The sequence below is a fragment of the Paenibacillus sp. 19GGS1-52 genome, from assembly GCF_022369515.1.
Lineage (GTDB): Bacteria > Bacillota > Bacilli > Paenibacillales > Paenibacillaceae > Paenibacillus_AQ.
The window spans coordinates 5,645,367-5,669,491 of the sequence record NZ_CP059724.1; the positions used below are offsets into that span (position 1 = coordinate 5,645,367).

At 46.4% G+C, this 24,125-nt stretch carries 23 protein-coding genes; 3 read left to right on the top strand and 20 right to left on the bottom strand.

Going from position 1 to position 24,125, the window contains the following annotated elements; translation table 11 throughout:
- Positions 1-69: 69 nt before the first annotated feature.
- Both ppnP and tkt read right to left on the bottom strand, forming a co-directional pair.
- On the bottom strand, positions 70-387 hold the full coding sequence (gene ppnP, locus H1230_RS26155) for a pyrimidine/purine nucleoside phosphorylase (protein WP_239712746.1): 318 nt from the start codon (positions 385-387) through the stop codon (positions 70-72).
- Between the two features lie 36 nt (positions 388-423).
- Positions 424-2,466 carry a transketolase gene (tkt, locus tag H1230_RS26160; RefSeq protein ID WP_239712747.1) on the bottom strand — a complete coding sequence of 681 codons (2,043 nt, stop codon included), beginning with the start codon at positions 2,464-2,466 and terminating at the stop codon, positions 424-426.
- Positions 2,467-2,775: 309 nt separating this feature from the next.
- On the opposite strand from tkt, the gene H1230_RS26165 reads away from it, so the two are divergent.
- Entirely contained in the window at positions 2,776-3,456 is a 681-nt protein-coding gene (locus H1230_RS26165) for a hypothetical protein (RefSeq protein ID WP_239712748.1), read from the top strand.
- 30 nt (positions 3,457-3,486) lie between these two features.
- On the opposite strand, the gene H1230_RS26170 is transcribed toward H1230_RS26165, so the two are convergent.
- The 15 genes from H1230_RS26170 to H1230_RS26240 form a co-directional block, all read right to left on the bottom strand.
- Positions 3,487-7,317: a glycoside hydrolase family 78 protein gene (locus H1230_RS26170; protein ID WP_239712749.1), complete on the bottom strand. Its 3,831-nt coding sequence runs from the start codon at positions 7,315-7,317 to the stop codon at positions 3,487-3,489.
- The gene (locus tag H1230_RS26175) at positions 7,311-7,469 is read right to left on the bottom strand and encodes a hypothetical protein (protein WP_239712750.1); all 159 of its coding nucleotides are present in this window, start codon (positions 7,467-7,469) and stop codon (positions 7,311-7,313) included. The genes H1230_RS26170 and H1230_RS26175 overlap by 7 nt, the downstream gene beginning before the upstream one ends.
- A gap of 61 nt (positions 7,470-7,530) precedes the next feature.
- Positions 7,531-9,813 (bottom strand): PKD domain-containing protein, encoded by a 2,283-nt coding sequence (locus H1230_RS26180; RefSeq protein WP_239712751.1) that lies wholly within the window; start codon positions 9,811-9,813, stop codon positions 7,531-7,533.
- A complete protein-coding gene (locus H1230_RS26185; RefSeq protein WP_239712752.1) occupies positions 9,810-10,454 on the bottom strand; it encodes a hypothetical protein in 645 nt (214 codons plus the stop codon). The genes H1230_RS26180 and H1230_RS26185 overlap by 4 nt, the downstream gene beginning before the upstream one ends.
- Positions 10,455-10,477: 23 nt before the next feature.
- Positions 10,478-10,975, bottom strand: a complete 498-nt coding sequence (locus H1230_RS26190; protein WP_239712753.1) for a hypothetical protein — start codon at positions 10,973-10,975, stop codon at positions 10,478-10,480.
- Positions 10,976-10,995: 20 nt separating this feature from the next.
- The gene (locus H1230_RS26195; RefSeq protein ID WP_239712754.1) at positions 10,996-11,376 is read right to left on the bottom strand and encodes a hypothetical protein; all 381 of its coding nucleotides are present in this window, start codon (positions 11,374-11,376) and stop codon (positions 10,996-10,998) included.
- 15 nt (positions 11,377-11,391) lie between these two features.
- Complete coding sequence (locus H1230_RS26200; RefSeq protein ID WP_154116669.1) at positions 11,392-11,535, bottom strand: hypothetical protein; 144 nt, start codon at positions 11,533-11,535, stop codon at positions 11,392-11,394.
- 6 nt (positions 11,536-11,541) lie between these two features.
- Positions 11,542-11,751: a hypothetical protein gene (locus H1230_RS26205; RefSeq protein ID WP_239712755.1), complete on the bottom strand. Its 210-nt coding sequence runs from the start codon at positions 11,749-11,751 to the stop codon at positions 11,542-11,544.
- A 56-nt stretch (positions 11,752-11,807) separates the two neighbouring features.
- Entirely contained in the window at positions 11,808-12,677 is an 870-nt protein-coding gene (locus tag H1230_RS26210) for a hypothetical protein (RefSeq protein WP_239712756.1), read from the bottom strand.
- An 11-nt stretch (positions 12,678-12,688) separates the two neighbouring features.
- On the bottom strand, positions 12,689-13,738 hold the full coding sequence (locus tag H1230_RS26215; RefSeq protein WP_239712757.1) for a hypothetical protein: 1,050 nt from the start codon (positions 13,736-13,738) through the stop codon (positions 12,689-12,691).
- 13 nt (positions 13,739-13,751) lie between these two features.
- Positions 13,752-15,239 (bottom strand): P-loop NTPase family protein, encoded by a 1,488-nt coding sequence (locus tag H1230_RS26220; protein WP_239712758.1) that lies wholly within the window; start codon positions 15,237-15,239, stop codon positions 13,752-13,754.
- Positions 15,236-16,300, bottom strand: coding sequence for a CpaE/TadZ family protein (locus tag H1230_RS26225; protein WP_239712759.1), 1,065 nt, complete (start codon positions 16,298-16,300; stop codon positions 15,236-15,238). The genes H1230_RS26220 and H1230_RS26225 overlap by 4 nt, the downstream gene beginning before the upstream one ends.
- A gap of 13 nt (positions 16,301-16,313) precedes the next feature.
- A complete protein-coding gene (locus H1230_RS26230; protein WP_239712760.1) occupies positions 16,314-17,009 on the bottom strand; it encodes an SAF domain-containing protein in 696 nt (231 codons plus the stop codon).
- Positions 17,010-17,246: 237 nt separating this feature from the next.
- Positions 17,247-18,146: a formyltetrahydrofolate deformylase gene (purU, locus tag H1230_RS26235; RefSeq protein ID WP_239712761.1), complete on the bottom strand. Its 900-nt coding sequence runs from the start codon at positions 18,144-18,146 to the stop codon at positions 17,247-17,249.
- Positions 18,147-18,193: 47 nt separating this feature from the next.
- Positions 18,194-19,321, bottom strand: coding sequence for a deoxyribonuclease IV (locus H1230_RS26240; RefSeq protein WP_239712762.1), 1,128 nt, complete (start codon positions 19,319-19,321; stop codon positions 18,194-18,196).
- Positions 19,322-19,491: 170 nt separating this feature from the next.
- Between H1230_RS26240 and H1230_RS26245 the strand changes: the two genes are divergently transcribed.
- Positions 19,492-19,956 (top strand): DUF2621 domain-containing protein, encoded by a 465-nt coding sequence (locus H1230_RS26245; protein WP_239712763.1) that lies wholly within the window; start codon positions 19,492-19,494, stop codon positions 19,954-19,956.
- 21 nt (positions 19,957-19,977) lie between these two features.
- Entirely contained in the window at positions 19,978-20,880 is a 903-nt protein-coding gene (locus H1230_RS26250; RefSeq protein ID WP_239712764.1) for a TIGR01777 family oxidoreductase, read from the top strand.
- Between the two features lie 41 nt (positions 20,881-20,921).
- On the opposite strand, the gene H1230_RS26255 is transcribed toward H1230_RS26250, so the two are convergent.
- The 3 genes from H1230_RS26255 to H1230_RS26265 are packed head-to-tail and all read right to left on the bottom strand — an operon-like array spanning position 20,922 to position 24,074.
- Positions 20,922-22,556: a DUF6382 and FHA domain-containing protein gene (locus H1230_RS26255; RefSeq protein WP_239712765.1), complete on the bottom strand. Its 1,635-nt coding sequence runs from the start codon at positions 22,554-22,556 to the stop codon at positions 20,922-20,924.
- Positions 22,557-22,571: 15 nt separating this feature from the next.
- A complete protein-coding gene (locus H1230_RS26260; RefSeq protein WP_239712766.1) occupies positions 22,572-23,081 on the bottom strand; it encodes an A24 family peptidase in 510 nt (169 codons plus the stop codon).
- 33 nt (positions 23,082-23,114) lie between these two features.
- Complete coding sequence (locus H1230_RS26265; protein ID WP_239712767.1) at positions 23,115-24,074, bottom strand: TadE/TadG family type IV pilus assembly protein; 960 nt, start codon at positions 24,072-24,074, stop codon at positions 23,115-23,117.
- Between the last annotated feature and the right edge of the window lie 51 nt (positions 24,075-24,125).

Consider the following 24,125-nt stretch of genomic DNA (forward strand, 5'->3'; position numbering starts at 1 on the left):
GTTCGATTGCAAGGACAAAAAAAGAAAGCCCCTTGATAACAAAGGGCTTTCCGAGGTCAACATAATGAATTACATAATGGGGTAAGTACAGCAATAATCAGTTAGCTCAAATACCTCAAGAGCAAATTTGGAATTGCCGGGAACATGGAATGTCTCTGCTCCTTTGATTTCCTGCCATATCTCTGAACCAGGAAGCAGTACTTTGAGATCGCCGGACAGAATTTCCATAGTCTCAGGACCTTCAGTACCGAATTCGTAAACACCCGGAAGCATGATACCAAGTGTTACCTTAGTTCCGTCCTGCAAAAATAGTGTACGGCTAGTTACTTGTCCACCATGATAGATATTGGCTGCTTTTTGAACGGTTACGTTGTTGAACTCACTCATAGATTTGTTCTCTCCTCCTGTACTTACATCAACCTATTATAGCAGTGCTTTCACACGGCTAACAACATTCTCTACCGTAAAGCCATACTCTTTGATTACAGTATCGCCAGGTGCGGAAGCTCCAAAGATAGTAATGCCAAGAATATCGCCCTGATCGCCTGTATAACGTTCCCAACCGAAGGTTTGCGCCATTTCGATGGCAAGACGGGCTTTAACTCCTGGCAGGATAACGGAATCACGGTATTCCTTATCTTGCTTCTCGAATAGATCCCAGCTCGGCAAGCTGATAACACGTACATCAATGCCTTCTTCAGCCAGAGCAGCCTGTGCCTTCACAGCTAGCTGTACTTCAGAACCTGTAGCAATAATCTGTGCTTGTGGTGTAGCATTTTTAGATTCAGAAACTACATATCCACCGCGTTTGATATTGTCACGCACGCCTACAACTGTACCTGGCAGAATCGGCAGGTTTTGACGAGTCAGCACCAATGCTACCGGATTCGATTTATTTTCCATCGCATAAGCCCATGCTGCCGACGTTTCATTGCCATCAGCCGGACGAATAACAGTAAGGCCCGGGATAATTCGCAAGGATGCCAGTTGTTCGATAGGCTCATGGGTAGGTCCATCTTCACCAACAGCGATACTGTCATGTGTCAGAACATAAGTTACAGGCAGCTTCATGATTGAAGCCAGACGAACTGCCGGACGCAGATAATCAGTGAATACGAAGAACGTGCCGCCGAATACTTTTAATCCACTATGCAGCGCGATACCGTTCATTGCAGCCGCCATCCCAAACTCGCGTACGCCGAAATAAATGTTACGGCCATCATAAGATTCAGAGGTATATGTTGACAGACCATTTAGATGCGTCATTGTGGAGCTCTCAAGGTCAGCCGATCCGCCCACTAATTGAGGAATTCCAGCGGTAAGTCCGTTCAATGCATTACCGGAAGCAATACGTGTCGATACAGCTTTATCTTCAGTAGTATAAGTTGGAAGCTGTGCATCCCAGCCCTCAGGAAGATCACCATTGATCGCTGTTTCGAATTGCGCAGCCAGCTCTGGATAGGCATTTTTGTAGGCTGCAAATTGCTCGTCCCATAATTTATTGGCCGCAATTCCACTTTCCTTAACAATGGCAAAACGTGCGCGAACTTCGTCAGGCACATGGAAGTTTTCTTCGTATACCCATTTGTAGAAATCCTTCGTCAGCTTTGCTTCGTCCGCTCCAAGTGGGGAACCGTGCGTACCGCCATGGCCACCTTTACCTTGTTTATTAGGACTGCCGTAGCCGATTACCGTCTTCACTTCGATCAGTGTCGGTTTGCTGCTGTCCGCTTGTGCTTCTGCCAAGGCTTGTTCCAGAGCCGGAAGATCGTTGCCATCCTCTACACGCAGAACCTGCCAGCCATAAGCTTCAAAACGTTTAGCTACGTTCTCGGAGAAGGATAAATTAAGTTTACCATCAAGGGAAATGTCATTGGAATCGTACATTACAATCAATTTGCCCAGTTTCAAATGACCGGCAAGTGAAGCAGACTCGGAGGAAATCCCTTCCATAAGGTCGCCATCGCCACAAATTGCAAAGGTATAATGGTCAACGACTTTATGTTCATCTTTGTTATAGGTAGCAGCCAATTGAGTTTCAGCCATCGCCATGCCCACTGCCATACCGATACCTTGACCCAACGGACCTGTTGTCGCATCAACGCCAGCGGTATGACCAACTTCTGGGTGACCTGGAGTCAAGCTGCCCCATTGACGGAATTTCTTCAATTCTTCCATTGGCAGGTCATAGCCGCTGAGGTGCAGCAAGCTGTATAGCAACATAGAGCCGTGTCCTGCTGACAGCACAAAACGATCACGGTTAACCCAGGTCGGGTGATCGGGGTTATGTTTCATTGTCTTAGCAAATAATTGATAGCCCATCGGGGCTGAACCCATTGGCATACCTGGGTGGCCGGAGTTTGCTTTCTCGATCGCATCGATCGCCAGGGTTCGAATGGTTGTGATCGCCAGGTTGTCAACTGTAGAGTTTTCTTCCTTTTGAATCGCTTGTTGTTGTTCAGTCATTAATATAATCCTCCTCTAAAATCTCAAGAATGTCATTTTGACTCTTATTGTATCACTAGTGTGGAAGCATTTCCAATTGTTTTTGTAAACTCTATATTTCAACAGCTTAATTTCCACTATATTAGCAAATTTCATACATATGAAATTCATAATACAATCAACCTAGGGCCAGTTCTTACTTGGCCTTAAGTCTAGTTTCAAGCTCCGACTAAAGTTTGTTTAATAAACCTGGAATATACAGTAAGATGGAGGTACTCAAGAGACACGGTTACGGATTATCCAATATTTTCTGCAGAGAGGAATTCGAACATGACCTTACAAAAGGATATCTATGTTGTGCTTACCGGGACAGGCACTGCCTTCAGCGGTGTTATACGATGGTTCACAAGGGCGGATCTAAATCATGCTTCGATTGCCTTTGACAGTGAACTGCGGGAAGTGTACAGCTTCGGAAGAAAAAGAAGACACAATCCTTTTGTTGCCGGCTTAATTCAAGAAAACTTTATTGACTCTTTCTATAGTGATGCCGATTGTGCCGTTTACCTGCTGCGGGTAAGTGCTAAGGAATATGATACGATGTATGATCACGTGCAGGGTATGATGCAAAATCAGGAACGCTATAAGTACAACCTGTTAGGCTTGGTGGGAGTGCTGCTGCACATTAAAATCGATAGAGAAGATGCCTATTTCTGTTCTCATTTTGTAGCCTCTGTCTTTGAAGAGACCAAGGTTCAGCCTGTAGACAAGCCCTCTTGCTTCGTTACCCCTGAGGATTTTGCCTTGTCGCTGTGCGCTTATAAAATATTCAGCGGTAAGCTGTCTTATTATTTGGGCAGAGCCGAGCTGACCTCCGATCGTTCAGCAGCCTCCGTGGCTGCCCAGCTTATGAGAAACAATAAAGAGCAGGCTGAGCATATCGTAAACGATACTATCCAACCTGCGAATAAACAATCGTATCTTTCGGAGAATAAGATCCCTCTAAATGTATAATTAATGCATAAGTGCATTCATTCAAGCTAATTATTTTACCCGATGATTCTGAAAATACTCTGACCAGTCTTCGGAGATCACCACAGTCACCGTATCAACTTTAGTGTTATATTCATTTTTTGCTGTAAAGGTAAAAGAAACAGGGCCATTCGGCAGACTCTCGAAAGAGAAATCATACAGCGAACCGGTCCAAAGCGTTTTATCGTTGTTGGTTGAATTGAGCTTCGCAGTATATCCCCCAGTCATCGTGACCTCTACGGTATCCGGAAGCCCAGTTGCAATTCCCTGCAGGACAAAGCGCTCGCCGGCCCAATACACGTTGTATCCTCTTGGACTCTCTTCACTACCGCTCTGCTTCAGATTGTACCCTTTACGATTGTTATTCCACTCTTCCGTATGCTGTACCCCGCCTTTAATACTCAGAAGATTGACCATGAAATATTTGCGTGGCGACACGCTGCTCCAGTTGTAGCCGTCAAAAGCTTCAACCTCTACTGCATACTTTTCATTTTCGATTAGCGAGCCGGCGGGGACCTGCCATTGTTTAGCGCTGGATACCTGCTCACCCGACTGCACTTTGATAGCGCCTGTGGCTATATTGATAATCCGCACCTTATACCGCTGTTGCAGATCTCCATCCTCATCTTGATAATTCCATTTCATGAGGGGAGTGAGTGTATTGGCAACGGTCGGATTAGCCTGAGTATCACTAGTCGGATAAGTGATGCTTACTGTAGGAATACGGTTCTGCACAGTGATACTCTGCGAAAGCTCGCGGAACAGTCCCAGAGAGTCCATCACGACCTGCCGCAAAGTAAAGGTACCATTCGTCGTAAACTGCTTGGTGAAGCCAGTCTGTGTACTAGCCAAACCTTCCGTTCCACTGGCTGCTTTCAGATAATATTGATAGCTAAGGCTATCCCCTTTGGACTCATCCAGATCGGTAGCGGTGCTCTTCATGTTCAGAATATCTGTCCGGTAGATCGGAACCTTTGTTGCATCCCGTCCGGTATCTGTAATTAGCGTCATCCCCGGTTGTGGCGGGTTATCGATGATAAACGCTTTTTCATTGGATACTTCTGACCAGGAACCTTTAGAGTAGCTGCGGCCATACAGATAGAAGTACTGAAACCGTTCAAACGTCAGGTTTGGAACCTGGTACTGCCGCATGGAACCGCTGCTATCTGCATTCTCTACCGTCTTCGAGAGCAGGTCATCTTTGGTGAAAAAGAACTCCAGCCGGTATTTTTCCTGGGGATCATTCTCCGGATCAGCGTAAATCCACTGGATCAATGGGTCACCTTGCAGCTCCGCATCGAGAACAGATGGGCTTGCGGGTGTCCCCACTGGTGCGGTCAACGATATAGAAGGCGCTAGATTCTTGGTGATACTCACTTTTAATGTAGCTATATTCGACTTGTCACCAATCTGGTCTACTACCCAGTGCTCCAGCGTATAGACCCCAGTTTCCAGGAAATCTACTTGGATATTGGCTGTACGATAGGAATTCGTAACGCCATCACTATCCGTTACTTTCCAGTAATACTGCAAACTGCTTACATCAGAAGAATCCAGGTCTTCATCTGCAGAGGTATACGGTATCGTGTCATACTGAAAGGCAGTTTCCGGTCCACTGATAGCAGCTGTAGGAACGTGATTCTTAACCTCAAAGGAATGGGTGGCATAGGAGTTCTGTGCACCATCTGACGCGGTAAGAAGCATCTCCCACCCTTCAGATATTGCCTTCTTCGGTGTTATCCCGTTCTGATTGATCAGATCCCGAATGGTCATGACCTGATTCCGGTTGCTTCCGGCGTAATAATAGGCTCCGCCATTCAACCTTCCATTCCATGTGTAGGATAAATTATCGCCATCTTCATCCGGATCTGGCGTTAGATTGTCCATGGTAATGACCGTATCTCGATACACTTCTGGTGGCATATAAAAAGCTGCTGCTGGAGGATGATTCAATACCTGTACAGACTGGCTATACGGTTCGGACCATAACCCCCGATTGTCATGCACCTGTAAGGTAATCAGATAGTTTCCTATCCCATAAGCCGCGATATCAGGTGGGGTAACAGCGCCGCCCCAACTACTCCAGACCTGCTGCCATCCATCCTTGATTACGGTCCAGCTATACACATCCAAAGGATCATTATCCGGATCAAAGGACTTGTCTACGATCGCTGTCGCTTTTCGGTAGGAAACGAGCTGAGGCTCCACGGTAAACATGGCTACCGGAGGCAGATTGATAGAGCTGCCCACAGTCCGCTGACACCAATCGCTCCAGGCCCCAATGCCATTCACACCGTCAACGTCTTGCACCCGCAGGCGAATATCATATTGTTCGGTTGAAGGGAGTTGCGCTGGTGGTGACCCTTCCGTCCATATCTCGGATGAAGTATTCTTGTATTGCCACTGCCACGTTGTAATTCCTTTATTGGCTGCCGTGGTATGATCCAGATCGTAAGAGCTGTCCGTTAGTTGCAGCCCTCCATTCACCAGTTTGGCGACAAATAGTGCAATGGGCTTGCGGTGAACTAAAAAGGTCATGGATGACAGATTATCCCTACCCCAAATTCGGTAAGGGTCAAATCGGTCGTCATTTTTGGGATTATCCTTGGCTTGAACTGAAGAGACATACACCCCACTGTAGGGAAAGGATGGATACATCGTACTTCTCCATAGCCCACTATCCGCTAGCCTTCCCATAGAGTTATCGAAAAAATTGGGATCATGCTCGTATTTGTAGCGCAAGGCATACTGCGGATCGCTTTCATAGTCGCTGAAGGTTACCCCAATATTCACTGGACTGTTGACCAGCACAAAGGACTTGTTTTTTAATCGAATCGTCACATTAAGGGTTCGAGAAGCTTCTGCTTTTACATTGAAAGGATCGACGACACTCACATTAATGTTATAGGATCCAGGTGGCAAGCTGTCTTCAATGGCATCGATGGGGATATTGAAGTATTTCCCCGACCTCGTAGCAGTTACTTTAATCTTCCGATAATACACATTTGGAATTTCCACCATGACATCCAGATCATCGTTATCGGGGTCTTGAGCGTACCCCTCAACATTATAAATGTTCATTCCTGGCTCATTTTGAATAGTTGCACCATTTTGCGATATAAGGGATAACGTTGGTGCAGCATTTTTTTGCAAATAAACATCGAATTGATTTCGGGTCCAATGTGATCCAATCGAACCCCCACCTTCCCAAGCAGAAAAAGAAACTGCATCACTAATTGTGTAATTAAAGTGGAGGCGTGTTGGTTCATCGGTTAAATCATAATTCATAAGTACACTTGTATCATCACGGGGAATTGTCGCACCTTCCACAAAATTTCCAGATTTAACAACATGCATGTATGCTTGGGGAGTATCATAGTAAACCCAAGGTGCAGCGTAATATTGGTAATTATAAAATACATAGCCGCTACTTGAATACATCGGGTCTGCTGCTTTAGCAACATTTATCTGCAGACTGGCATTGAAATTCCACTGGTACTGACTCTCCCCAGTTGCAGTACCTTCGACTCTGTAAAGGTCAACATTATAGCTTAAATTATCTACACTATATTTCATTCGGTGAGTTATTTTATTGTAGGTGATATTGGTGATTTTAAATTCTGACCATTGATAAGTCAGAGTATTGTGCATCGCAGTTGATGAATATGTCCCTGAAATCTGGTAAGAGTCATTTTCAACTCCCCAGGCAGGGAGTGTAATATCGGCGTATTGAATAATATTAGTATCGAGTGCTGCCACCTCAGTTGTCCCCGGGACAATTCTCGGGAACGTTGAAATCAGCATACATAAAATGAGCAATACGCATAAGATCCGCTTTACCATGTCCAGTCTCCTTCAGTAGCAAAGGTAAACGGTTCATCTACTTTCTCCTCTACACTCTGGTCAGTTGTGTCTGCGGATCTCCGGTCCACCGAGGTGACATAATCATCAACTGTTGGCTGACCAAAACTGTCACTTGAAGAGGCACCCATCATACTTGAATTTCTCCTTTATATTTATATAGTTGCTGATTGCTCTGATCATTCTCTTACACTTTTACCAAGACCAATCGATTTCAGGTGCACGGTTTCGAACATCGACGATCTTCTCGAGCACATTCTGTGTGCTTGAATCTGCCCATTTCCGATCTGCTGCGGTTACAAATTCATCAATGGTCGGTTGGCCAAATTCTTCAAATACGGTGAGCTTCACTTCATATCGGCCAACACTATTCACGATTATGTTCAGCCTATTTTTATTCTCATTGCTATAAATCACCCAAGACTCATCACTGAAATCCCCATCATTATCGGAGTCATAACGATATTCCCACAAATGCCGATCAACGATATCTGAATCGGGAGAATAGGACATATCATCTATAGAAATAGAGGCTTTATTGCCATCATCAGGATTGCGATAAGTTATTCCAGGCATAAAAAAATACACGAAAGGTACTTCATCCGGGGCAATCGCAAATGTAACGGATTGGGTCGCTTTGTAGCCCAAGATATTCTCTACCGAAATGGTTGCTTTATAAGTACCTGGCTGCTTAAACAGGACATCTTTATCCTTTACGCCACTTAAGGTCCCGCTGTATTTGATATCTGAGCTTGTCCCTCCAGAAACGGCTGCAATGGTAATTTGGGTCAACGCATCATTTAACGGATAATGTTTAGGACTACTGCTGTTGCTATGTATTGTCACCTTCCGATTCTGCTTCTTCGTCCCTTGTATCTGCAAACTCGCTACCGGAATGGGTTCGATTACGTTAATGATCCCACTCGTACTACCGGTCATGCCATCATTATCTACAACCGAAAGTCCTATATTGTTTTCACCAATACTGCTAACGGGGTACCAGGTTGTACTACTCGAACCCATGACCACATCACCAATACCTGGCGTGTTCCACAGGTAGGACTTTATGGTTCCATCCGGATCGTAAGAACCGCCACCGCTCATCGTAAATTCCTCGCCAGCCTTAACAGTATCCGGAGCGATTAACACAGCTACTGGGGGTTTACCTTGGGGAACATCCGGTTGTATAGGAGATACAGGTAAAATGTCAGGCGGGATGGGGATGGTATAAACCTGTACGATAGCGGTCAGTGGCTGACTTAAAGATGTTATTGGTCCATTTTGGGTCACTACCGGATTTTTAAAGCGAACGGTAACGGTCAAGGTATATTCTTGCCTGTAGATATTTCCAGTTAACTTAGCTTTGGGAATAGTAAAGTCAAACATCTTATTGCTGGTGAGCGATTTGGTTGGGTCCTTCTTTGTTTGTAAAGTGCTGTCTACACCCTTTTCCTTGGCATAAAACACCCATTCCTCGATGTTAGAGGAATCCGTATAGACTATCAGGTTTCCTTTCAAGGAAAGTTGCACGGGAACATCGCTCTTTTTATCGGATTGGGTGGGATTGGGGTTCGGCTTTACTACAACCACATTGCCCGTTAGTGTAGGTTCGGTGGGAGGATTGTAGTCGAAGGTGATTTTTCCTCCGTAGCTGTAGGTGGTTAGTTTGGCGGTGGCTGTGTAGTAGTAATTGACAAATGCGGAATAGAAACGGCCTTGTACCCAGCCTGTAATCGGGATAGTGGCTAAAGCAGTATCATCCCTAAATTGAGAGATAACATTGGGATTATTAGGATTTTCTTTAGGTCCAATTATATAATTTGTGATGATTTTCCCGTTTTGAAACTTGGGTTCCCCTTTGAGATAAGAAGATCCTCCAGCAGGTAGGAGCTTTATCGTAGAAGCAATAACGTACTGACTATCCACTGGTTCCGTTTCAGTTATGAACCATTTCCTCCCCGCTATGCTTTGATCGGATGCAGCCGCTACGACTGTTTTCGGCGGATCTGCAGAAGGTGTGGTAAAGTCTGCCGCTTTGACATCATGAGAATACAGTGAATTAGTACTCTCTTTATACTCATTAATCTGCCATCGTCTACCGTCTGAATATAGCCAGATAGAGTTCCCGATATTTGTTCTGAAGGGCCATTCAAAGTCATCATTATAACCTTTTACCTCAACTGTTTTCTGATTTGCAATTCCCTTTAACGTCACTTTCAGTTTACCGTTTTCAATGGTGAGGCTGCTTGCCAGCTCATTACTCCCACTATATTTTAGGCTGCTTGCCTTTATAGCGGACGTGCTCACACCACTCGGTAGATCAAATGTATAGCTTTTCGCACTGTTATTACTTCCCATAAGACCAGTTGTTATAGGGATAGAAATAGATCCGGATTGCGCAACCGCCGCTTGCGCGGCGGTTACATACATCGGTACCAGCATCACTGTCACCAAAAGTAATATAATGAACCTTTTCATTGTTTTACCACTGGTCTATTTACTATATATTTTTTTACAGACTCACCATTAAAGCTTAGAAGAATGCCCAAATATTTAAAGTTACCTTTATAATACATTGCTTGGTACGTTATAAGCGACTCACCGGGTTGTAGTTTAAAATCATACAACGCTTGTTTACTATTTAGGTGAACTTTCTCCGAAAGAGCGTCAACTAGAACAGCCTCTCCCCCATTTTCAAAGAACAATCGCCACTTAAACAGCATATCTTTATTGCTATGTTCGATAGTTTTATTAGATTTATTTGTTATAGTAATTTTCGTCCAGATTAAATATTGGGGATCAACAATCGCTCCAAAATAGTCAACAAACTTGTACTGTTTTTGTAGTGAAATAGCTGTTGAAGAGTTAATATCATATATCATTACCTTATGCAGCGTATAACTCAGCCCTCCAGCCGTTACCGTCACCGGCAACTCCACATCCTTCTTCAACCCATACTTAGACAGATTATCGGTCATCACCGGAGCTGGCGTAGTAGTCTTACCGGCTGCTGGTGCTGGTGTTGTTGCTGCCGCTGCGTTTATAGGTCCTTCCGAACCTAATGCCACACTAACTAACATCGTTGCTACAAGAATTGCTTTTACAATTGTCTTTTTCATCCTGAATCTCTCCTTCTATCTATCTACTCATTGAACCTGTACTCCTGAATTGCCGGCACCGTAATTGCTTCCTGCGTCTTAGTTCTGGATATCAGCACCGGATGTTCTGTCTGAATGACGGCGATAACCGAAGGGCCTTGTATGTATTTGGTGATGCCATAATTACTATCCTCGTAGAGGAGTGGAAAAGTAACGCCGGACGATTCATCGACAATATCAAACTTAATGATCTTCACTTTACTCCGAAAGCGGCTGCCCGCTTGGGGAGACAAGTTGTCATCCAGTCCTAAATTGCTCTCTAGTGAACGCTTCAGGGTAGCATAAGCTTGTTCAGGATCAATAATCAGTTGGCCCTGCGCCCGAGCGGCTTCATCCAGTTCTTGTACGGCATCATGGACGGCGATATTATTCGCATCTTTAAGCATGCTACGCAGCGTGTCCCACTCCTGGTTCTGGATCTGAAAGAACCAGGAGTAGACAAAAATCAGCAGCACAAAAGCCAGTTTAATAACGTAATCCATAGATTAGTTTCAACTCTCAATCAGTCAAGATATTCGCTCATAATTGACCCGTGTCCATAATACTGTGTCGGCTGAGCCACAGCGGAGAAATTGTAGGGAAACAGGTTCATCCGTGGTGCTCTTACATAAACATCAATTCGCTGCTTGCGCTCCTGCACTGTTTCAGTGCTGCTAGTAATTTCAATGGAAGCCTCAGGGAATCCGATAGCCTTCAGGTTAGAGACCACCTCACTTCGCATCGAAGCCGTTACCATCCCCTCCGTTGCTGCTTTTTGCGTGATATAGGACGTGTTGGCCTTCACCTGTAAATCCAGCAAATAATCTATGTAGGTGAAGATAGGCTGCAGAATAATAAACAGGACAAGCCACATGAACAATGCCCGGAGAACGGTCGCCTTCAAAGGTAACGCCTCCTTCTAATATTGCTCTACTTGCTTGGTATGTGTGATGATATCGTCCTGGCTGCTGCCGATGATATTTGTTGCTGCTGAGATAAAGATCCCGGCGATAACAAAGCCAATAGCGAGAAACATGGCGACGGAAATAGAGTCTTTTTTCATAGCGGGTTAAGCCACATCCTTTGAGACAGGAGGGAAGACAGCAATTAGGCTGGAATCCAGCGGTTGAACGAAACTTACTCCTGGAATAGTCGGTCTGTTATCATCCGCATCATCCATCACATCACGAACAACTGGAATCAAAATAGCAATTACGATTGCGACACAGAGAAATCCGATAGCGATAAATAATCCGGTAGAAATAGCATCCTTTTTCATTGTTAATATCTCCCTTTAATTTTATAATTTTATAATATTCTTGAATATATAAAATTTCACTGAAACATGCCTACTCCGTTAAAATTGCCTTTGATGAGCATAATGTACTGCATAGCCAGCGACACGATCATCAGAAAGGTAGCAATCGACGGAATAACATTAATGATTGTCGAGATATCTCCGATAAAAGACCATTTTTTTAAATACTGATCGCTGGATATTTTGGAAATGATTTTCCCCTGCTCACGCAAATAATTAGCGGCCTCTGTGTCATCATCCATACTTTCCGTAGCCAGCAATATGGAACGAATGTCGTTAATAAAACCATGATTCTCCGGAAATTTGCTGCAAAACCATTCAATCGCCCGCTCGGCACCATCATCAACCGCTCGCTCCGACAGCTCGTACAAATCTTGACGGATGTACTGAAAGTGTCCGGCCGTGCTTGCGCAAAAAGCACCAAACTGCACATAACCACGCTTGCGCAGCCGATTGTTCTCATAGAGACGGATGAAGGAGATCAGCTCGCCATCTTTTTGAATAATCGTCTTCTGATGCAGCCAGGTCAGCAGCCACCCCAGCGGAAGATAACGCAAAGGACTGGTGATCACCAGTATTAGAACGGCAATAAGCAGGTCATAGATGGAGAAAGGAATGGTGCGGATGAAGTCTCCAACAACCTGTAGGGTTAAAAAGATTAGCGCTGCCGCATAGCGGAATAATGTGATTTTGCGGGCACTCACGGATATTCCACTGTTATTCAATAATTGCTGCAGCCTGCTGTCCTGTATCCGTTCTCCCAGTGCGTTCCAGCTTAACCCAAGCCGGAGAATATAACGTTCCTGTTTACTACTACTGCTCACAAAGACAAGCAAGGCGACATATACAATGCCGAATACGGCAACTAATAACAATAATCGATCCATAATTCATCACCTCAGTGGTAGTCCAGTTTGGGTCTGGAGAGAATAGTGCTGATGACAAAAGATAAAAAGAGACCTGTAATAATGACCATCAAAAAAGTTAGCCCCACAGACGTTTGGAACTGCAACTGGATGTACACATCTGGCTTTAGCATATAAATAAAGGTTCCTACCGAAGAGAACAGTACCACAAGATTCCCGTACAGCCCCAGACTAATCGCATCTCTGCTATTGGCTTTTACCGTTAAAATAGTCTCCCTTTGCTGCTCCATAGAGCGATTCAGCATCATCAGCGAGCTTTTTAGGTAACGGGTTCCCTCCTTCTCGGCATAGAGCAGATCTGAGACAAACTCTACGGCAAAGGTGGTTCCAATCGCTCTGGAGAAACGCCCCGCCTCCTCATTCAGCTCTTTTTCATGACTATAATTGCCAAAGGCCGCTCCTAGAAGCTTCAGTGGAGTCTTCAGTACATTACCGTCTGTCAAAAAATCAGCTGCTTTATTTAGAATGGCATCGACCGATAAGTGAGTGAATTTGGTGGAAATCTTGACCACATCGAGCAGATCATAACTTCCCCGCACCTTCCTTTGGGCATAGGTATATCTCATTTTAAAATAAGGGATAGTCGCTGAGATCACTGCAACGAAAAGTGGAAAACGCCAGGTGCCTTGCATCGGCCGACTGTTATCGAAGGAAATCCCCTCCATAAAGGGATTATTAAAGTTTAGATGCCCAGGAAGCTCACTCAGAGTCAGCAGTCCTGAGAGGAAGACCGCAACGAATAGAAATCCCATACGCATTACAAACCTCAGGACACTGATTCCCGGCTCATACTTCCGGTGCACGAAATACAGCAGATTATCCAGGTGACGGTAGATCCACAACCTTCTCTTGAATTTGTTAACCTTTTTGCCAAAAACACTCCTTCCGCGTTGAATTCGATATTCCAGCTTCTGCCCTACCTGCCGCAAATGCCGCTCGACAAGCGGCTTAACCATAAGCCACAGTCCCCACGCGACCAGTAAATGAAAGACAAAACGCAGGATGTAAAATAACAGCACCAAACCTCTCACCTCCTCACTCGTTCAGAACGATCTTTGACTTCAGGCTTTCCTTTAAGGGTTCTGCCATGGGTTTGGCGACCGCCAGTCGTTCAAGCTCCTTCAACAGCTTGTGTGCAGCTTCCGAATCCTTCTTCTTCATTTTCTGAACTAAGCCAGCTGTCAGCTTATCATTATAGGTCCAGCCCGACTGCTCTGGCTCCCAGCGCATGAGATCATTCGCGAATACTGAATTTTTGTTTTCTTCATAAAAAACCTCTGATATTCGCGTCAGCCGTTTCTTCCCGTTCGGAACACTTTCCAGAATAAATACCAGCTCGCAGGATTTCAGTGCAGAGATCAAATGTCCCTTTAGACTGCCTCCAATCCTTGTAGATACGGCAAAAGCTCCTTGGTACGGAATATCCTCCGAATCAACGGTATGGAAGGTGCCCGTTATGCCGTCATACCCTTTTTCCCCGCTCCACAGATAAAATTCCCATTCGTTATAGCGCATTTCGGTCATATATAAAATATTGGGATCATGCCGCAGCGACTCTACGCCAACCTCCATCAGCTCTTCGTTAGTGGCCTGAATGGGAATAATCCGATGCCCTTTAATCTGGTAAGGCAGAATGGATTCGGGATGTTTCTCAATCATAACTACCCCCATGCAGGATGTAGAGCCAAGCAGCTGTTCACCCACAATGGTATTGGCAAAGGTTGTTTTCCCAGAACCTACTGCTCCCGCGATAATCGTATTGCGGAACGTGGCCGACAGGGTCCGGATCAGCTCGATCGCTTCCGCGGGAATACATTCGGTGCCAGCCTGATCTTCCAAATCGAGAAATTCAACCACCTGGCGGCGCAGTGAAATTGTAGTGAATCCCTCCCATACCCGAGGCGATACCCAGATTGCCAGTCGAATGAAGCGGCCGGGCCAGAGCGGATCATCCATTTTGAATTCCACCGAAGGGTTGTCCTTGTTCAGCTTCTTGTTAGGATCACTCTTCAGCAAAGAGCGCTTCAACTGCTCGACCCTATCTAATGAAGGCATATCGTATGGATAAGCTACGAATTTCCCTCTACGGTTATAAAAAATTTGTCGTCCGATCATCTGTAGACCGGTTGATTCGCTGTAGGCCCGGTCGGTGAACCAGCGATAGGCAGGTCCGAAGCCCTTCCATTCATGAAATAATGCTTCTGCTGCCGTCCGATAGGCTTCCGGGACTCTGCCGGTGAAGGGTGTTCTCCGCAAGTATTTTTCAATCTCATTCATGAAAAAGCTGACCGCCTGCGGATCGCCAATCAACGCCTTGGCATTCAGTTCGAAATAAGAATCGTCCTCCCGTTCCAGACCCACGTTCATCTCACTTTTCATTTTTTGCAGGAATGCATAGAAATCTTCTTTCCCTGGCTTGCTAGTACGCAGCACACTTTGCTTGAGGGAGAACAGCCGCTGAACCTTTGGCATTTGCTGCATCCATTGTTCATCATGCTGCTCCAGTTCTTGGTATTCGATCATATAAACATCCCTTTCTTGCGGGCTTCCGTCGCCAAACCTAGTGACACCAACAGGGCGTGCACCTTATCATCTACATGCTGAAGCTCTTTTTTGCCCAGGGGCAGACTCTCTTGAAAGGGTTGGTAGTACGGAAGTTCCAAAGCAATTTCACTGCCATAACGGAGCGCCAGGTTCTTGGAGGAAGTCACCTCTTCCACATTGCTGCGATTGATAATGAACTGGAAATCCTGGGGATGCAGATCCATATGTCCGGCCAGCTCCAGCAGCGGCTCCAATCTGTACTCGTGCTTCGGATGAGTGACTAGCATATGCAGCACCGATTTAAACATTCCTACGTACCAGGCAGCACTCTCCGGGATAGACCCGAAGTCGGCAATCACCACATCAGCGTTCTCTCCAGCTGTATTCAGCAAATATTCAATCTCCTCCTCCTGATAATCCTGAGCGCTTAGATAGTCGTAGTTGCCGGGGAGGTACAGATACCCTTCTTGTTTGACGAATTGTTCGAAGTCCTCAGCATGAATCAGCTTGCCTGTGATCTTAGGCCTTAGCCTATCCAGACTTATCGCTGCTTTGCGATCATAGCCGGGATCATATAAGTCCATTCCCAGCAAAATCACTCGGTGACCTGCCGCGGCAATTCGCCGTGCAAACAACTTAGCCACACTTGTACAGCCGATGCCGGGGCCTGAGCCAAAAAAACCGACCAGATTACAGCGCTCGTCTGAATCCTCATCCAGAATAAAGCGGATCTTCTCCACTACCGCTGACGAGGTGCAGCGCGGAGGCATGAAATATATCCCCAAACTTTCACAGAGCATATGTACGGCGTGATAGCCGCGCACTCCCTTTTGCAGATAAATATAGAGAATAGTTGTATTCGTATATTTGCGGCGCAGCTCGCTTAATCCCGGAACCGGCACCTGATCACTAGTAACCATCAGCATTTGACCTTCCGTATGGGTCGGTTCAGGCAGGACATTTTGTGTAATTACAGTAAACCCGGCACTTTTGAGCTCATTAACCGTCAATTGCTCCATACCCAAACTGAATATTTTCAAGACTTTCCCCCTCCTACTCGACCCTTACGATCCACAGCTTCTTGCCCTGCTCCAAATATTGCCCTAACAGCTGGCCATCACCTTTCTTTAGCTTCAATTCGGGTGAAGCCACCTTACCGGTTGACGTAAAGCGATTGTTGTCATTCCCCTGCTCCGAATCGAGCACATCATTATTGTCTTCCGTGCGCACATAATTAACGGTTACTCCGGTCAAAAACACCTGCTTAGAAGGTGCACTGGGCAGATTCGCTGGATCTTTCACAGTTGAGCTTGAGCGCTCACCTTCCACCAGATAAATATCTACCTTGTCCCGGCTGCGCAGCGAACCGTTAATGGCATAAATAGCTTCCTTCGGAATCGGAAAAATCCCTTCATCCTGCAGCGGTTCCAGATTACTTACATCCACTAATGATGCTGTCAAAATACTGCCGTCGGTCAGATTAACGTTCGTAATTTTGTGCTCTACCTGCCGGATATCAGTGATGACTCCCGAAGGGATATCCTTGGTCTGGACAGAATCCAGATACAGATCACTCGGCTTCAGCTCATAGTTCTTAGGCAAGAATTGACCATCCACCACCTTGATCTTGACCACAGTTTGAGATAACACATAAGGTTTGAAATAAAGGTCATAGCCCAGAAGCCCGCCGAAGCCGGTAATTAAGATTAGTGCCGCGAACAAGTAATTGCGTTTTAATAGCACAGACAAACCCTCTGCCTCCTTCAAAATACGTTTTTTGCACATGACAAAATACACTTTGGCCTAAGTATCCAAAATGCTGGTAAAATGCTTTTTTACCTGTAGGGGTTATGAAGAGTATTAGATTATCCGTTTGGGGTCACATGCTGAGGATGATTTGCTGTGGGATCGGCATCCCGACTGAAGAAGGATTCCAGTGAAAAACAAGCTACTTACCCGCATTGTCTTCCACTGGAAATTAAAGATTTAATTAAATACGACTGTCTTGTTATGATGAACCAGAATGCGGTCTTCAATATGCCATTTCACAGCTCGGGCCAGAACAACCCGCTCAATGGTACGCCCGATACGCTTCAGTTCGGTTACATCATCGCTGTGGCTAACTCGTTGCACGTCCTGCTCGATAATGGGACCTCCGTCAAGCTCTTCGGTAACATAGTGAGCTGTCGCGCCGATAATCTTCACTCCACGCTGATAAGCCTGGGCATACGGCTTACCGCCCACAAAAGCAGGCAAGAAGGAATGATGAATATTGATGATCCGGTGCCGGTAATGTTCAATGAACGATGGCGAAATAATCTGCATATAACGAGCCAGAATAATAACATCGATATCGTCCCCGATAACCTCAAGCTGACGTTTCTCTGCTTCATCCTTGGTAGTAGCACTAACCGGGATATGATGAAAAGGAATGCCGAAGGATTCAACGTAAGCCTTCATGTCCAAGTGGTTGCTTACCACGAGCGCAATTTCGGCATCCAGATCACCAGCCTGCCACTGCCAGAGCAGCTCGACGAGACAGTGATCTTCTTTGGAGACGAAGATTGCCAGCCTTTTCTTCTGACTCACATTGAAGATTTGCCAGTTCATCTTGAAGCGCTCCGCCACCCCGCCGAATATGGATCGCACCTCTTCCAGACGCTCGTCCAGTTTAGGAAGATCAAATTCCACTCGCATAAAGAACATGCCGCCATCAGGATCCATCGTATATTGATCTGATTGAACAATATTGGCGCCGTGCTGGTACAAAAAGTGTGATACAGCCGCCACGATCCCTGGTCCATCGGGACAGGAAATGAGCATACGCGCCCGGTTCGGATATTTTTCTTCACCTGACGAATGATCTCTCTTTACATGTAACTCCATAATTCTCTTGCCACCCTCTCATCTACTTGCGCAATCTATAGTTTAGCTTAGGCGTTAATAAGCAATTGTTTCCCCGCGAGCCAAGCGATCAGACGGTGATTAATAGCTTGCTCGCTGAGCTGCGGGAACAATCCGGCATTAGCAACATTATCATATAGCCGTTCAAGCGGCTCACGTGGATCTGCCTTCTTAGCCTTGGCATCGTTCTTCAACAGCTCCCAGACATCCAGCACATATTGACGAGAATCAAGCTCCTGCTTGGCGAAGAAGACATGCAGCATTTCAACCTCCTGCATAAACTCCGGTCCAAACCGTTCCGCTACATCTCCACGCAAGAGCGCGATTTCCACCTCATACATCGGACGCAACGTCTTGGCATCCTTGCCAATCCAAGGTGTCTCCAGAATGAACGGCAGGCCTGCCAACGCTTCATGATGAACGACCTTATTAATCGTCTCGAAGCCAATCCAGCCAGAGCCAATCGGAGTATGACGGTCCTTCTGTGCTCCGCGTGGATTCTTGCTGTCATTCAGGTGAATGACACCCAAGCGGTCTAGACCGATAGTCTGGTCAAACTGCTGCAGCACACCATCCAGATCATTAACGATATCATATCCCGCATCATGAATGTGACAGGTATCCAGACATACCGAAAGCCGTTGGTTGAATTCAACCTTGTCAATGATGGAGGCAAGCTCCTCAAAGCTGCGACCAATCTCAGTACCCTTGCCAGCCATGGTTTCAAGCGCAATATGAACCTCCGTCTCATCCGTGCCACCCAGAACCTCATTTAGTCCGTCGGCAATCCGCTGAATGCCGAATTGGGCATCCTTGTCCGTAAATGCGCCGGGATGCAACACAATATGCTTAACCCCAAGTGCGTGTGTACGGCGGATTTCTTCCTGCAGGAAATCAACAGCCAGTTGGAAAATGCTTTCCTTGTAGGAGCCGAGATTGATTATGTATGGCGCATGGACAACGATCTCCTCTACTCCATTGGCCTGCATCGCCAGCTTCCCTTCAATAGGGTACATTGAATCAATCGGTTTGCGGCGTGTATTCTGCGGCGCACCCGTATATATCATAAACGAGCTGGAACCATACTCATTTGCTTCATTGGCCGCGCTCAAGAGACCTTTGTCCGCGCAGGACACGTGAGAACCTATTTTTAGCATACTCTTACCTCTTTCCTTCACGAATTAACACTTATTCTACCGTGATCGGGAAAATAAATCTAGGCAAGGCTGATATGCCCGCTTATGCTACGCAAAACTATAGAAATACGCTATACTTTAGATGAAAGATGAATTTGTGATAATAATCATTGCCCAAAGGTGGTATGCCCATGGCTACACAATTAGGACTAGGCTTGTTATCCGCAGCACCCAGCAATTGGTTTATGAACACCATCGCATTCTGGACATTTTTGCTGCTAGGCACCATGTGTATCGGCGGTTTTTTTATGTTCCGCAAATTCTTGAAAGTACTGCCCAAAGCTGACGGGAAATCCAAGCTGGACTGGCAAAACTACTGGGTAGAGCGCAGCCGTCCGCTGTGGGGAGACGAGGCAAAGGCTTTTCTGGACCTGCTTGTTCAGCCTGTACCTTCACCCTTTCGCGACATCGCCAAACATTCCATTGCAGCCGAAATTGGTAAAATCGCCATCGAAGCTGATGCTTCGGAGGTAACCCGTGATCACTGCATCAAAGGCTATATTGTCGCCACACCACGGCGGGATAACCGCTTTCTCGTTCATTTTCTGGAGAAGAACGGAATTGATTACTCCCCTTACCGACATATGATTAAATAAAAAGAGCGGAGGCAGCAACAAGTGAAATATTTGATATGCGGCGGCACCGGCTTTATCGGCAAGGAGCTTACCAAGTACTGGCTGCAGGCAGGACATGAAGTTATGATTGTCGGACGGAAACTGCCAGAGGCCCAAACATCCCAGCCTAAGCTCAGTTATCATACCTGGGACAGCCTTGCTGCTAACCCCACACCCGCAGAAGGCACTGATGCTCTGATCAATCTTGCTGGCTCTTCTCTCAGTCAACGTTGGAGTCCCAGCGGGAAGAAGTCTATCATGCAATCCCGTCTTGAAACCGTTACCGCAGCAGCCAAGCTATTGAAATCCTTGCAGAAAAAGCCTTCGGTTCTGATCCAATCCTCTGCTGTAGCCATTTATGGCACTTCGCTGAAAGACACCTTTGACGAGAGCTCTCCGGTCCATGTCATGGATTTCCCATCTGAGGTTGTTAAGACTTGGGAAGCGGCTGCTGACGATGCCTATCAGGACATCCGGCTGATCAAACTGCGTACCGGAGTAGTACTTGGGAATGAAAGTGGAGCTTTCCCCAAAATAAAACTGCCCTACCTCTTGGGCTTCGGTGGAAAAATCGGCAGCGGGCAGCAGTGGATGTCCTGGATTCACTTTGCGGATATCGTGGCTCTGATTGATTTCTGTATTCAGAATCCCGGCATTTCTGGGCCAGTTAATGCTACTGCCCCACATCCGGTGACGAATGAGGAATTCGGCAGAACCATTGGCAAAGTGTACAGTCGTCCTCATTGGTTTCCTCTGCCAGCCTTTTTGCTAAAAGCAGCAGTGGGTGAATTATCCGAAATATTGCTGGAGGGCCAACGTGTCATTCCCGCCAAAGCCTTGGTACACGGATTCACCTTTACCTATCCAACACTTAAGCAGGCTCTGCAACAGCTGAAATCCCAATAACATTTTGCCGCCGCATAAACACCTAATCCTTTACTTAGTCCCTAGGCTATGTGGAAAGTGTATTTCCCTTTAACTATCATGAATGCAGCCCCTTCGGTCAGTGGGTATTCCTTATAAGGAATCATGGCCTCCCCCTGAAAAAAGGTGCCATTTTTAGAGTCCAGATCCTTTAAGATGTAACCCTCTGGGCTTCTGGATATTTCAGCGTGCACTCTCGACGCTCCTTCTGATATTTCTACATACTGAGATACCTCGGCTGATCGGCCGATTATAAAACTGGTGCGATTCAGCTCAATTTTCTCCATAGCTTCTCCATTCTCGGCATCACATCTTTCGAGGTATGGAACATTACGTTTCATTCTTTCAATCTCATGCCCCTTATTCGGCACTTGCTCCTGTGGCAGTAAAGCCGTTGCCGCGATCGGTATCGGTGCCTTGACTCCATAAGGAATAGATTCCTTCTTGCTGGCTCCAAAACTGTCAATCTGCGGAGATTCTACGTTGTTTGAAAGCTTAGGCGATTCCCGAGCGATGATAGGAGAGGCTGCTGGATGAACAGAAGTCACAGGATTTCTACTCGAATTCCTTACCAGCTCCTTACGGATCATATTCCTGCCTATATCGGCTGGCTCCTCCTCCATATCCTCCTCATCTTCAGAAACTCCCAGCCTGATTCTTCCGCTCCAAACCAGCCCGCTCAGGGCCGCCAGTATTAAGGTCACTACTCCACAAACCACCAGCCAGAGCAGCTTCGTACTATTCAGGTAAAGGAACTTCCAAATCAGCGCATCTCCCAAAAGACAAGCCAGAACAATATAGGTTCTAGAGCTTGAGGATTGTTGTTTAAAATCAGCTTCATCACCTGTGCTATTGATCGGTCTCTGCTCTTCTTTTATTCCAAGACTAGGATAACCGCTTATCCATGGTGTTGGATTATGCCTCGCTGAAGCCTGACTTCCCTCATCATGAATTGAAGCTTTCCTCACGGGAGCTGCCGCTTCTTGCACCGAAAGCTCACTCACGCGCTCATGGGGTAATTTCCCTGCTACTGCTTGCTCCACAACTGTTGAAGGGTTGGTAAGCGAAAGAACAGAATCTCCTTCCGTCATCAGCTCCGCCACCAGTTCTCGGAATCCCGCAGGAGTAAAGCCATCCTCCCCACAGTATTGCAATATTCTCTGAACTCCGTTACCCACAAGCTCTGTTATGGACATCAATAGCACCATAATCAGCGACCTAAAGCCCTCTCCGGGACGTACAGAAGATTCAGTATTCTCTAAAGGAATGTACGTGAGATACACTTTACCGTTCTGCAGTGATCCTTCAATGAAAATATAATCCTCATGCAGTGCATACTGTTCTGCCCGCAGCATAAACAACCTGCCGTCCTCCATTCCCCGAGCTATTTGCAGCAGCAAGCCGAAGAATGTAGTCATGCTGAGCTTTTCACTTTTGAGCAGATGACTGAGCATTTTTTTACGGGACACAGCATATTCCAAAGTAATATCCAGATCCATTTCCTTAAGCAGCAGCCGCAGATGATGCGGAATACTGGAGTTCATCAGCATGCGGGCCTGTACCATATTCAGCTTGTCTGCACGCAGACTATCGTGCTTACCAAGCGTCATAAATATACCGTCCTGCTGCATAAAATCACGATTTAATCCAAACAACAAGTTGCACCTCCTAAGCTAAAAATAGAGATATGCACATACCGAACCGGGGATTACCGCCAGCATAAAGGGAAACCTTAACATCTCACTTCTATTCCCCTTTAAGATACCCGGACTCTGCAGCAGCATGAACCCTGTAACTCTACTGAAGACTTTACGTAAACGGCTTCCTGTTTCCTTTCTCCTCAGAACAATAATCCAACCGATCAATGCTCCGAAGAATACGGAATACATAAGGACCTGCAGCGTAAATAATATTCCCGTCCAAGCCCCGATTCCCGCAAAAAGCTTAACATCGCCAGCTCCAACCGCCCCTATCATGTACATGATCAGGAGCAGTATGAACCCCGCAGCTGCCCCACCACCAGCAAACAACAGACCCTGCCAGCCATTCATTATACCCTGCACAAGCAGACCCGCGATCATCGCAGACACGGTGATCCGGTTCGGGATTCTCATGGAGAGGATATCTGTAACAAACGCCGCTGCCAGAAAGGGCAGACAGCCCCAAAATGCCCACTCCGTCATCGAATATGCTCCTTTTTCCACCACTTCATTTCACTAGCCACTTCCCCTAGCTACAACTGTAAATTTCACTTCAATGGATCTGCCGTCCTCCAATTGAATCACAAACTTCCAAACGCCTGGAGTGGTGTTAGAGCCAATCGTCCATTCCCACTCAATATATCCGTCTTTATCCGCCTGTTTCCAGCCTAAATATTTAGCTGTGCTTAACCCGGTTTTATAAAAAATCGAAAGGTTCGCAGATGCGCCAGCTGGAATTTTGGCCCGGATCTTGCCCTTCTGACCCGCTACCCCTGGATTTGGCTGCTCCAAGACCACAATGCCTTCCTCGGCATTCTCAGGCTCCTCACCACTATCCTTTGCGGTTTCTCCCGTATCCCCAATCCATAATCGTTCAACCGCACTAGCTTCAAGTACGATACGCTGATTCAGAAAAGGCACCTTCATCGGCAGCTCGTAGCTAACCTCAAGTCCGAAATAGGGATTCGTTCCCGCCTTCAGGTCCGGAACAATAATATTGGATACATGGATGCGGTCGTAATCTAATAAATCTGAGGATAGATAAGGCTTCATTAAGGGCTTTACCGCAACATCCAGTACACTCTGTGAGGCTTCAGCCTGCAGCTCCTGCAGAGGGCCCTCCCCCTTCTGTAGAGCGGCCATCACCCACTCATCCATAGGCTTCGGCAACGCTTCAGCATATTCTCCGCCCCAATCGGTAAGTGACAGGCGAGGAATACTCCAGGTGGTAGCTGCAGCTGAGTCGGCAGACGCCCCATCTATATCAGTTGCCTCTGATTCTTTACCGTCACCGCTCTCCGTCCCCCATTTCTGTGCCGCCAAAGCTGCAGGATACATATGTGTTGAAATGACTTTGACGGTATCGGAGGCGGTGCTCTGCAAGGCGGTTGAATATAAGGTCATCTGCACGATAGAAATTAGAAACAGAACGAACAACAGAAATATAGGAAGTACCATGGCCGCTTCCACGACCATGCTGCCCTCATCCCTCGTCCCCCTACTTCTCCGATGCCAGCGCTGCCGCAT